The organism is Nocardiopsis lucentensis DSM 44048, from assembly GCF_000341125.1.
In the GTDB taxonomy this organism is placed as follows: domain Bacteria; phylum Actinomycetota; class Actinomycetes; order Streptosporangiales; family Streptosporangiaceae; genus Nocardiopsis; species Nocardiopsis lucentensis.
In genome coordinates, this window is sequence record NZ_ANBC01000595.1 from 1 (window position 1) to 10,270 (window position 10,270).

10 protein-coding genes and 1 CRISPR repeat array (1 of these 11 cut by a window edge) are annotated in these 10,270 nt (G+C 71.5%); of the genes, 3 read left to right on the forward strand and 7 right to left on the reverse strand.

Going from position 1 to position 10,270, the window contains the following annotated elements:
* The coding region (locus D471_RS35400) for a biotin carboxylase N-terminal domain-containing protein (RefSeq protein ID WP_040690542.1) at positions 1-204 on the reverse strand (204 nt) is incomplete at its 3' end.
* Positions 205-256: 52 nt separating this feature from the next.
* Positions 257-982 (reverse strand): GntR family transcriptional regulator, encoded by a 726-nt coding sequence (locus D471_RS0121045; RefSeq protein WP_026127931.1) that lies wholly within the window; start codon positions 980-982, stop codon positions 257-259.
* A gap of 169 nt (positions 983-1,151) precedes the next feature.
* Positions 1,152-1,546: a CRISPR direct-repeat array (repeat unit 29 nt; unit sequence GGGACCATCCCCGCGTGCGCGGGGAGCAG).
* 97 nt (positions 1,547-1,643) lie between these two features.
* Between D471_RS0121045 and D471_RS39650 the strand changes: the two genes are divergently transcribed.
* Positions 1,644-1,886 carry a hypothetical protein gene (locus D471_RS39650; RefSeq protein WP_152486387.1) on the forward strand — a complete coding sequence of 81 codons (243 nt, stop codon included), beginning with the start codon at positions 1,644-1,646 and terminating at the stop codon, positions 1,884-1,886.
* A 40-nt stretch (positions 1,887-1,926) separates the two neighbouring features.
* Here the strand turns inward: D471_RS39650 and D471_RS37760 are convergent, their stop codons facing one another.
* Positions 1,927-2,691: a hypothetical protein gene (locus D471_RS37760; protein ID WP_017600456.1), complete on the reverse strand. Its 765-nt coding sequence runs from the start codon at positions 2,689-2,691 to the stop codon at positions 1,927-1,929.
* A 301-nt stretch (positions 2,692-2,992) separates the two neighbouring features.
* Entirely contained in the window at positions 2,993-4,594 is a 1,602-nt protein-coding gene (locus tag D471_RS0121060) for an SLC13 family permease (protein WP_017600457.1), read from the reverse strand.
* Positions 4,595-4,876: 282 nt separating this feature from the next.
* Here D471_RS0121060 and D471_RS0121070 point away from each other — a divergent pair, with 282 nt between their 5' ends.
* Positions 4,877-5,821 (forward strand): TAXI family TRAP transporter solute-binding subunit, encoded by a 945-nt coding sequence (locus tag D471_RS0121070; protein WP_017600459.1) that lies wholly within the window; start codon positions 4,877-4,879, stop codon positions 5,819-5,821.
* A 41-nt stretch (positions 5,822-5,862) separates the two neighbouring features.
* Here the strand turns inward: D471_RS0121070 and D471_RS0121075 are convergent, their stop codons facing one another.
* From D471_RS0121075 to D471_RS0121085, 3 genes are all read right to left on the reverse strand, one after another.
* Positions 5,863-7,269, reverse strand: a complete 1,407-nt coding sequence (locus D471_RS0121075) for a sensor histidine kinase (protein ID WP_017600460.1) — start codon at positions 7,267-7,269, stop codon at positions 5,863-5,865.
* A 4-nt stretch (positions 7,270-7,273) separates the two neighbouring features.
* Positions 7,274-7,942, reverse strand: a complete 669-nt coding sequence (locus D471_RS0121080) for a response regulator transcription factor (RefSeq protein ID WP_017600461.1) — start codon at positions 7,940-7,942, stop codon at positions 7,274-7,276.
* A gap of 649 nt (positions 7,943-8,591) precedes the next feature.
* On the reverse strand, positions 8,592-9,371 hold the full coding sequence (locus D471_RS0121085; protein ID WP_017600462.1) for an NAD(P)H-dependent oxidoreductase: 780 nt from the start codon (positions 9,369-9,371) through the stop codon (positions 8,592-8,594).
* A 138-nt stretch (positions 9,372-9,509) separates the two neighbouring features.
* Between D471_RS0121085 and D471_RS0121090 the strand changes: the two genes are divergently transcribed.
* On the forward strand, positions 9,510-10,270 hold the 5' portion of the coding sequence (locus D471_RS0121090) for a helix-turn-helix transcriptional regulator (protein ID WP_017600463.1). 58 nt of this gene lie beyond the right edge of the window; only the first 761 of its 819 coding nucleotides appear in the window; its start codon is at positions 9,510-9,512; its stop codon lies beyond the right edge, outside the window.

Genomic DNA, 10,270 nt, shown 5'->3' on the forward strand with positions numbered 1-10,270 from the left:
GGCCAGGACGCGGTCGATGTCGAGATAGCTCTCGGCGGCGGGTGCGGGGCCGAGACGGACGGCCTCGTCGGCGAGCCGGGTGTGCGGGGCACCCGCGTCGGCGTCGGAGTAGACGGCGACCGTGCGCAGGCCGAGCTCGCGGGCGGAGCGGATGATGCGGCAGGCGATCTCGCCGCGGTTGGCGACGAGCACGGAGTCGAACACGCTGGTTTCTCCCTTGTCTTCCCAGTTCAGAGCGCCGGGCGGAGGGTCGCGGTCACAGAACGTCGGAGTGGAGCGCCATCTGGGTCAGGGCGCGCTGGGCGCGTTCGAGGACGACCTCCATGGAGGCGCCCACGTGGTCGTGCATGGCGCGGTAGGCGGAGTCCAGTTCGCGGGCCGTGAGGTGCTCGACGATCTGGAGGTGCTCGGTGATGGTGGAGGTGATCCGGTCCTCGGTGAGGAAGTCGTACATGCGCACGCGGCGGATGCGCTGGTTGACGGAGACGAGGGACTCGGTGAGGGCGCGGTTGCCGGAGGCGCGGGACAGGGCCGCGTGGTACTCCTCGTCGAGCAGGACGAAGGAGGGGTCGGGCTCGGGGGGTTCGGCGCGCAGCTTCTCCCAGCGCTCGCGTTCGTCGGCGAGGATCCCGGGGTCGTGCGTGATCGCGGGGTCCTCGATGGCACGGGCGATGCCGCGCAGTTCGAGGGTGACCCGGAGTTCGTAGAGGTCGCGGAGCTCGGCGAGGTTGGGGACGGTGACGTAGAAACCGTTCTCGCGCCGCTCGACGAGGCCGTCGGAGTGCAGGCGGGCGAGGGCCTCCCGGACGGGGGTCCGGGAGACGCCGAAGTGCTCGGCGAGGCGGACCTCGCCCAGACGGGTGTGGGGGGAGATCCGGCCGCTCAGCACCTCCTCGCGCATGAGGGCGTAGACCTGGTCCCGGCGCGACGTGGCTGTGCCCTCAGCCCCCCTGCCGGGCCGTGTATACAGCGATGTGTCCATGGGGCCCGACGGTAGGAAGGGCGTGTTTCGTCGGCCCTGTCACTCCGTGAAACCTGCGTTTCCCCGTGTTACGGCGTGTTTCGCGCCTGGTGAGCGTGAGTGGCGCGGTCATGAGTCCGCCCGGGGGTTGGTGAGTACGCCCCCGGGCGTATGTGGGCGCCGCGGTCGACGGATCATCCCCGCGTACGCGGGGAGCAGGCTCCCGCCTACCCGCTGCCGGCCGGGTACTACGGACCATCCCCGCGTGCGCGGGGAGCAGAACTTCCAGGCTGCGGTCGACCGGGCGAGCGAGGGACCATCCCCGCGTGCGCGGGGAGCAGTCGAGCTTGCGAGAAGCCCCCCGGATCGTCGCGGGACCATCCCCGCGTGCGCGGGGAGCAGCAGTACCAGTTGAACTGGTGGGACGGGCACGAGGGACCATCCCCGCGTGCGCGGGGAGCAGCCTACGGGACTGATGGTGCCGTTGTTGTCGTAGGGACCATCCCCGCGTGCGCGGGGAGCAGACACCGCGCGCTACCTGCCGCTCGATGTGCGCGGGACCATCCCCGCGTGCGCGGGGAGCAGGCTTCTTGACCTGCCCTTTTACTCGTGCGACCCTCTCGAATCCGCACGTTGTCGAGAACCGGACACCACACGCGTCCTTCCCCGTTCCCCTCACGCGGTGACGGAGCCAGCTTCCGGCGAGGCTACACCGGGGCAGCGAGAACCATCCTCTCCTCACGCCGCGCGAGGCGAACTCGACGCTCCACCGGACGTCGCCCTCACCCACTCACTGATCATGGGTCCGGTGTTCGTCTGGCTGTACGTCTTCCGCCGACAGGACACGGACGCCTTCGCCCGCGACCTCGTCGTCCGCCCAAAGGCCGCGCTGCGCGACACGCCGCCCCGGGGCCAGGCGCACTGACCCGGGAGGGCCGCTCGTCGTCTGGGACTCCTGACCGCGGTCAGTCCGCCCTGGACTCCCCGGTCGGACCGGCTCCCTCCTCGGCTACGGCGGCCCGGGCTCGCTTGTGGGTCACGGACACCCGGAACCCGAAGGCCGCGAGCGCGCCCAGCGGCAGCCAGACGGCCACCGTCGGCCAGACCTTCTCCCCCAGTCCGCTGACCAGGACCGGGGAGAAGAGCCCGATGAAGAGCAGCGTGACGGCGAAGCTCAGGGTGGCGCCCATCCCGTCGGTCGGCTCCGGATCGGGGAGGCGGGCCAGCCGCCAGAAACACACGGCCACCGTGATGAGGCCGGGCGGGACGATGACCAGGGCGCCGATGAGGACCCGGGTACGCTCGTCGGCCGGGACGGAGTCGGTTTCCTGGACCTCACCCCCGAACGCGATCTCGGTCAGCTGACCGCGCCAGACGGTACCGGTGACCCGGTCGCCCCCGTCGAGTCGGTGCAGGACGGGGCCCCGCTCACCGTAGGTCGACTCCCACGTGCCCCCGTCCGCGTCCGTCAGGGTGGTGCGATGCGACTGGTGCCTCTGCCCGCGGTCCACCAGGTGGACGTCGGACACGGTGAACTCCTGCGTCCACAGGCAGTCGGAGGGCTCGGCCGGAGCGGCCGGGCAGGGCTCCGCCGCCCGGTAGGCCTCCAGGTCCGCGGTCCCGTCCGGCGCGATCGCCACGACCGCGAGGAGGGGGAACGTGGCGACGCAGAGGCCGACCACCAGGGTGAGGAAGGTCGTGGAACCGTTGCGCAGGAGCCTGTGAGTCATGTCCGTATTGTCCTATTGGCGAACCTTGGCGGAGGGCCGCCCGGCTCCCACTCGGACGCGATCCCGTACGTCCGCGTTGCACGACCCCCGGGTGATCGCGCCCACACGGCCGCCGCACGCGAAGGGGCCGTGCACGGTGGTCGCCGTGCACGGCCCCGGGGGATGGGGCGGGCGGTCCGAACGGCCCGGGAGAGGGAGTAGGGAGTACCGTCGGACCGGTCCGCCCTGCGGGTCGGGCCGTCCCGGCGGACCTCGGTGGTCCGGTGGGGCGGGCCACCGCGGGACGCGTACCCGACCCCGTCTAGAGCGGGATCCCGAGTGCCCACCCGGCGAGCGCGTACATCCCGAGCAGGACGACGAACAGCGCCGCGAGGTTGAGGAGCACGCCGCCCCGCATCATCTGGTTGATGGTGATGTGTCCCGAACCGAAGACGATCGCGTTGGGCGGCGTGGCGACGGGCAGCATGAAGGCCATCGACGCGGCCAGGACCGCCGGGACCACCAGGACGAGGACGTCGACGTCGAGTCCGGCGGCCACCCCGCCGAGCACCGGCAGGAAGGTGGACGTGGTGGCGGTGTTGCTGGTGAGCTCGGTGAGCAGCAGCACGACCGCGGTGACGCACAGCACCAGCACCCAGATCGGCACCCCGCCGAGCACGGAGACCTGACCGCCGATCCAGACGCTCAGGCCGGAGGCGGTGAACTGACCGGAGATCGCGATACCGCCGCCGAACAGCAGCAGGATGCCCCACGGCAGCTTGACCGCGGTGTCCCAGTCCAGCAGACGGGTGCCGGTGCCGCGCTCGGCCGGGATGAGGAAGAGCGCGACGGCGACGGCCATGGCGATGACGGGATCGCTGATGCCGCCCAGCCACGGCAGCGCGCCGCCGATGGTCTGCGAATCGGCCCGCATCGGCACGAAGATCCAGGACAGCGCGGCCGTGACGAACACGGCCAGGACCAGCTTCTCCGGGCGCGAGATCGGCCCCATCTCCCGCAGCTCGTCGCGGATCAGCTCCTGGGCGCCCTCCACCCGCTTGACGCCGGGGCGGAAGAGCAGCCGGGCGAGCACGACCCAGGCGAGGAAGAGGAAGGCGACGGCGATCGGAAGGCCGACCATCATCCACTGGCCGAACCCGATGGTGATGTCGTGGAACTCGGACAGGTAGGCGACCATCAGCACGTTGGGCGGGGTGCCGATGAGCGTGGCCACGGAGCCGATCGAGGCGGCGTAGGCGATGCCGAGCATGAGCGCGGTCGCGAAGTTGGCGTCGGTGCGCCCGCCCCGGAACTGGGTGATCAGCGCGACGACCGACAGGCCGACGGGCAGCATCATCACGGTCGTGGCCGTGTTCGACACCCACATGGAGATGAACGCGGTCGCCACCATGAACCCGCCGATGAGGCCGACGGTGTTGGACCCGACCTTGGACACGATGGTCAGCGCGATGCGCTTGTGCAGGTTCCACCGCTGCATGGCGAGGGCCAGCATGAAGCCGCCCATGAACAGGAAGATGGTCGGCGATCCGTAGGACGGCGCGACGTCGCCCACGGCCACCCCGTCGACCAGGATCGGGAAGGCCACCAGGGGAACCAGCGAGGTGACGGGGATCGGGATGGCCTCGGTCGCCCACCACGTCGCGATGAACACGGTGATGCCCGCGACGGCTCGGCCGTTGACCGCGAGGTCGCCCATGCCCTCACCGTCGGGCAGCGGCAGCGGCATGTCCGGGAGCAGGAAGTAGACCAACAGGCCGAGCACCGGTCCGAGGACCAGTCCGATCCTGCGCGGGAGCGGGTTGGTCTCGCGGTTGCCGCTGGCGCGGTCCTTGTCCTGGGGAACGGGCTGTCGGGGAACGGACGCACTGTCGGGTGCGTTGACGGCGGGATCGTCGGTGGCCATGATGTTCCTCCTGCGCGGGTGGGGGGAGTGGCTGTCGGTGCTGCGCACCCGCCGGGCGAAACCAGGGACGACGACGCTGTTGCCCGGAGGTTTCCCCGATATGAAGCGGACGTTGATGTAGTGATGGTGCTCACGCTGGTATGTGACCGGCAATCCACAGGGGGAAGAGTTGGGATTCCTCTGACATTGCGCCACTCCGGGTCACGTTCTGTGGACGCAGGGCGACAGCGGCCGTGGCGCGCGGCCTCTCCGGGCGGTTCCCGCTCGGTTTAGGCTGCGGATATGCGAGCGAGGGAACCGGACCGGCGGAGCGTACTGCTCGGCGCGGCGGCCGCCGTGGTCGGCGGGCTCACCGCGTGTGGACGCGGCGGTGTGCCGGACCTGCCGGAGCTGGTGATCGCGACCGGTCCGCCCGGCGCGGTCTACCGGGAGATCGGCGCGGAGCTGGCGGAGGTCCTGGGTCGGCGGATGCCGGAGACCGACGTCAGGGCCGTGGAGAGCGGCGCGTCCCTGGAGAACCTGCGGTTGCTGGCGTCCGGAGAGGTGCAGCTCGGCCTGGCCAGTCTGGACGCGGTGACGGCGGCCGAGGTGACCGAGGACGAGGACCTGTCCGCGATCGGCCGCGTCTACGACAGCTTCCTGCACCTGCTGGTCATGGCCGACTCACCGGTGCGGGAACTCGCCGACCTGGAGGGGTTGCGCGTGTCGCTCGGCGCTCCCGACTCCGGCACCGAGTTCACGACCACGCGGCTCGCCGACGCCTACGGGCTGGCCATGGACACCGTCCTGCTCAACCAGGCCGACTCCGCCGACCTGCTGAGCCGCGGCGAGATCGACGCCATGCTCTCCCTCACCGGGATCCCCACCCCGGCCATCGCGAGCCTGGCGCTGCGCCGGACCGTGCGCCTGATCGACCTCGGCGACGCCGCCGACGTCCTGGCCGAGACCTACCCCGAGGCGTACTTCCCGGCGTCCATCCCGGCCACCACCTACGAGGGCGTGCCGACGACCCGGACCCTGTCCATCCCGAACCTGCTGCTGTGCCGAGACGACCTCGACGACGACCTGGCCTACCTGGTCACCGACACCCTCTTCACCCGCGCCTCCCAGCTGGCGGCCACCCGGCCGGAGGCGGCCCAGATCAACGTGCGGACGGGGATCTCCACCGGGGACGTCCCCCTCCACCCGGGCGCCGTGCGGTGGTACCGGGACAACAAACCGATCTGAGGGAGGGAGCGCGGGGAGTCCGGGGGCGGCCCCGCGCGGCCCTACTCCGGGGGCAGGGCCGCGGGAAGCACCAGCACCGCTCCGAATCCGGGCCGGTCCCCCACCGGCAGCCCCTCCTCCAGCAGGAGTTGCCCGCCCGACTCACGGGCCAGGTCGGCGATGATCGCCAGTCCCATCCCGGTGCCCTCCACGTTCTGGTGCCGGGACGAGCGCCAGAACCGGTCCACCGCGGACCCGCGTTCCTCCTCCGGCAACCCGACGCCGTCGTCGAACACCCCGATCCGGACCCGGTCGGCGCCCGCGACCGGCTCCGCGCGCACCTCGATGCGCGTCCCACCGGACAGGCGGAACGCGTTGCTGACCAGCTCGTCGAGGATGCTGCCGAGACCGCCCGCCGGGGCCTGCGCCCACAGCCCCTCGGGCACATCCGTGTCCAGGACGAACCCGCGCGCCTCGCACAGCGCCCGCCACCGGTCGACGCGCGTACCCAGCACCTCCGCCAGCTCGACCGGCTCCGTGCCCGTGATGCTCTCCAACCGGGTGGCGGCGAGCAGGGAGTTCAGCATGCGGTGCATGTGGGTGGCCTCGTCGATGGCGATCTCGTGCGCCTCCCGCGCCTCGGGACCGCTGAGGTGCGGCGCCAGGTTCTCCACCGCCAGACGCAGACTGGCCAGGGGGTTGCGCAGCTGGTGGGAGGCCTCCGAGACGAACGTGCGCTGCCGGTCCAGGGCCCGCCGCACGACCTCCACCATCGTGTTGAACGACTCGGTGAACCGCCGCAGCTCGGGCGGGCCGCGTTCGGCGTCCACGTGGACCTCCAGGTCACCGGAGGCCACGGCGGTGGTGGCCGCGTCGAGGCGACGGATCGGACGCAGTACCCAGCGGGACAGCGGCAGCGCGGCGGCGACCAGCAGGGCCAGCGGCACCACACTGGCCAGGGCGAGCCAGCCCCACGCGGTGAGCACGTCCGAGGCCAGCCGATCCGTCGGGGCGACCAGGACGACCACGCCGACGACCTCGCTGTCGCGGCCGACGGGTTCGGCTATGACCAGCGGTTCACGGGTCCACGGCCAGACGGCGGCGGGCGGTTCGGGACGCGCTCCCGCCATGGCGGCGCTGATCCCCGACCGCGTGGTGACGCCCGCGACCACGTCCGTCAGCCGTTCGGTACTCCCCGACCCGCCGACCACCTGACCGTCAGGGGCGACGATCGCGGCGGGGACCCCGTACAGGTCCTCGTAGCGGGCCATCTCCCGGGTGAGGGCGTCGGTCCGGTCGGTCTCCAACGCCGTCCGCGCCAGGGCGGCGAACCTGCCCGCGTCGGCGAGGAGGTCGACGTACACGTCCTGGGTGCGTTGCTGGGCGACCACCCCGCCGATCGGTACCGCGACCGCCGCGACCAGGACGAACGCGGCCGGAAGCAGGATGGTGAGCAGGCGGCGGAGCACGGCGTCACGCCTGGTCGAGCAGGTAGCCGACGCCGCGCACGGTGCGGATGCGCACCGACGAGCCGAGTTTGGCCCGCAGGGAGGCGATGTGCGTGTCGAGGGTGCGTGACGACGCCTCCCACGCCGCGCCCCACACCTGGTCGAGGATCTGGTCCCGGGCGACCACCGACGGGGAGCGCGCCGCCAGGAGGGCGAGGAGGTCGAACTCCTTGCGGGTGAGCTGGAGGGGGTGGTCCCCCACACGGGCCTCGCGGGCGCCGGGATCCAGGGTGAGCGGGCCGACGGTCACCCTCGGTTCGGTGTCCTCGGCCTCGGCTCGGGCGGCCCGGGTACGGCGGAGGACGGCGTCGATGCGGGCGAGGAGCTCGGCGACGCCGAAGGGTTTGACCACGTAGTCGTCGGCGCCCGCGCGCAGGCCGCGGACGCGGTCGCGCTCCTCGCCCCGGGCGGTGACGGCGATGATCGCCGTCTGCGGGCGTTCGCGGAGATGGCGCAGGAGGTCGATGCCGTCGAGGTCGGGCAGGCCGAGGTCGAGCAGGACGACGTCGGCGGGCGGGGCGGCCAGGGCGCGTTCGGCCGTGGCGACGCGCTGGACGTCGAAGGAGGCCGATCGCAACGCGGTGACCAGTCCGCGCGCGACCCGGTCGTCGTCCTCCACCACGAGTATGCGCATGTCCTGGATGTTAGGCGGTGGTGGCGTCGCGGTGTCCGACGCCCGGGGCGTCGTGGTGTCCCGAAGGGCTCGCGAACGGGCCCGGCCGCGCCTGGAGGGTGCGGATGAGACGGCCGACCGGGCACGGCGGATCCGCCGGTCCAGCCCCCGGGTGTGGCGGCCTGGAGGGGTTCGACGTCGGCGTCGCCCTGGTGGAAGGCGAAGTACCGACGCGCTCCGGGACCCCGCACGACCCTCCACGACCGGTGGTGCCGCGCGTGGAGTCGCTCGGCGGCGCGATACCGCGATCGGTCATCGCTCACGTGCCGGGCCGCGGTGCTCACCGTGCTCCCTCGTGTCCCACTTTCGGGCTTCTACCCATACGCAGAGATCACCGCGCATCAGATTTTGAGGGGATCGAACCGGTACGACTGTTCCACCGGTGCTTTCGATCGGAACTCCTGCCAGAAGCATGAACGCCACGCACCGCCACGACCGGTCATGCCACGTGATTCGGCGTTGATGTGGAGCTTCGGCGGCGACATGTGGCATGACCGTGGCGTAGACGCGACACGCCATGCCATGGTTCGCGCATGGCGAGGGAACCCCCTCCCACCCCTGGCCAGAGTTCGGCGCGCGTCTGCGTCACAGACCGCCTGTCGTCACGGCACTAACCACGCACGTGCAGCCCGAAACCGGTGCGGCCCTCGGGCTCCAGCCCCTCCTTCAGGCACAGCGAGGGGATCTCGTAGTCACCGAAGTTCTGCCGCCGGAACGCGATCGGCTCGGTCGACTCCAGGGTGAGCAGGCGCTGCTCCCAGGCCTTGGCGACGTCCGGGTACTCCTCGGCGGTCATCCGATCGGTGCCGTACAGCACGAACGGCGGCAGCACCTCGAGGCCCGGGTAGTAGAGGATGCCGTGCTGGAACGGGAACAGCAGGTCATCGATGGGGCCGTTGATCCCGCGAGCGGAGTAGTGCGACTCCGGGCCGCCGGTGGTCACCGACAACAGAGCCCTCCTGCCCGCGAGGGTGCCTTCGCCGAAGCGCTCGCCGTACCTGGTGTCACTGTGCTCACCGACGCCGTAGGCGAAGTGGTAGGTGAACACCCGGTCCACCCACCCCTTGAGGATCGCGGGCATCGTGTACCACCACAGCGGGAACTGGAAGATGATCGTGTCGGCCCACAGCAGCTTCTCCTGCTCGGCGAGGACGTCCGGGGTGAGCGTCCCCGCGTCGAAGGCCCGGCCCGAGTCCAGGGCGACCTTCAGCGGACTCGAGGCGTCGGGGCCGTAGTCCGAGGCGTCCACGACCGCCTTCCAGCCCATCGCGTACAGATCGCTCACCCGCACCTCGTGCCCGGCGGTCTCCAGAGTGGACACCGCGAGGTTCTTCAGCGAACCGTTGAGCGACTTCGGCTCCGGGTGGGCGTAGACGATCAGCGTCTTCATGGGAACTCCTTCGGATCGGACGCCTTCGATCCTGGGCTCCACGGCGCCCGGTGTTCAGGGGCGCCTCCTCCGTCGGACGGGACTTCCTGGTAACGGCAGGGCCACCCTCACCGGCACCATCCGGCCCATACTGGGGGCATGGACGATCTCGCGGGCTTCCTGCGGACCCGGCGTTCCCGGGTCGACCCGGCGGCCGTCGGCATCCCCGCCGACAGTCGCCGCCGGGTCGAGGGGCTGCGCCGCGAGGAGGTCGCGCACCTGTCCGGAGTCAGCGTCGACTACTACGTACGCCTGGAGCAGGGCCGCGCGACCCAGCCATCCGAGCAGGTCCTCGACGCGCTCGCCCGCGTCTTCGGCCTCGACGGGACCGAACGCGGGCACCTCCATCGGCTCGCGCGGCAGCGCCGTCGCGCGAAGGCGCCGAGCGGGCGGGTCCGGCCGGAGCTGCTGCGCGTCCTCGGCCTGGTCGCCGACTCACCCGCGCTGATCATGAACCACCGCCTGGACGTGCTGGCGGGCAACCGCCTCGCCGGGCTCCTCTACGGTCGGCCGATGCCGGGTCTGAACACCGCCCGGCACATCTTCCTCGAGGAGGCCGAGCGCGGCCTCTACGCGGACTGGGAGAAATGCACCCTCGACGTGGTCGGGCACCTGCGCCTGGCCACCGGCAAGTATCCCGAGGACCCCCGCCTGGCCTCGCTCGTCGGCGAGCTGGCGATGGGCAGTGAACGCTTCCGCCACCTCTGGGCCCGCGCGGACGTGCGCGCCCGTACACATGGACGCAAGGCGTACCGGCACCCGCTGATCGGACTGCTGGAACTACATCAGGAGAACTTCGCGCTGCCGGACGAGTCAGGCATGGAGCTGCTGGTGCTGTCCGCGGCTCCCGGCGGGCCCGC

Bases quoted from the DNA above. Each gene is read 5' to 3' on its own strand.
- D471_RS37760 (WP_017600456.1), bottom strand. From the start codon at position 2,691: ATGACTCACAGGCTCCTGCGCAACGGTTCCACGACCTTCCTCACCCTG.
- D471_RS0121080 (WP_017600461.1), bottom strand. From the start codon at position 7,942: ATGCGCATACTCGTGGTGGAGGACGACGACCGGGTCGCGCGCGGACTG.
- D471_RS0121070 (WP_017600459.1), top strand. From the start codon at position 4,877: ATGCGAGCGAGGGAACCGGACCGGCGGAGCGTACTGCTCGGCGCGGCG.
- D471_RS0121045 (WP_026127931.1), bottom strand. From the start codon at position 982: ATGGACACATCGCTGTATACACGGCCCGGCAGGGGGGCTGAGGGCACA.
- D471_RS0121085 (WP_017600462.1), bottom strand. From the start codon at position 9,371: ATGAAGACGCTGATCGTCTACGCCCACCCGGAGCCGAAGTCGCTCAAC.
- D471_RS0121060 (WP_017600457.1), bottom strand. From the start codon at position 4,594: ATGGCCACCGACGATCCCGCCGTCAACGCACCCGACAGTGCGTCCGTT.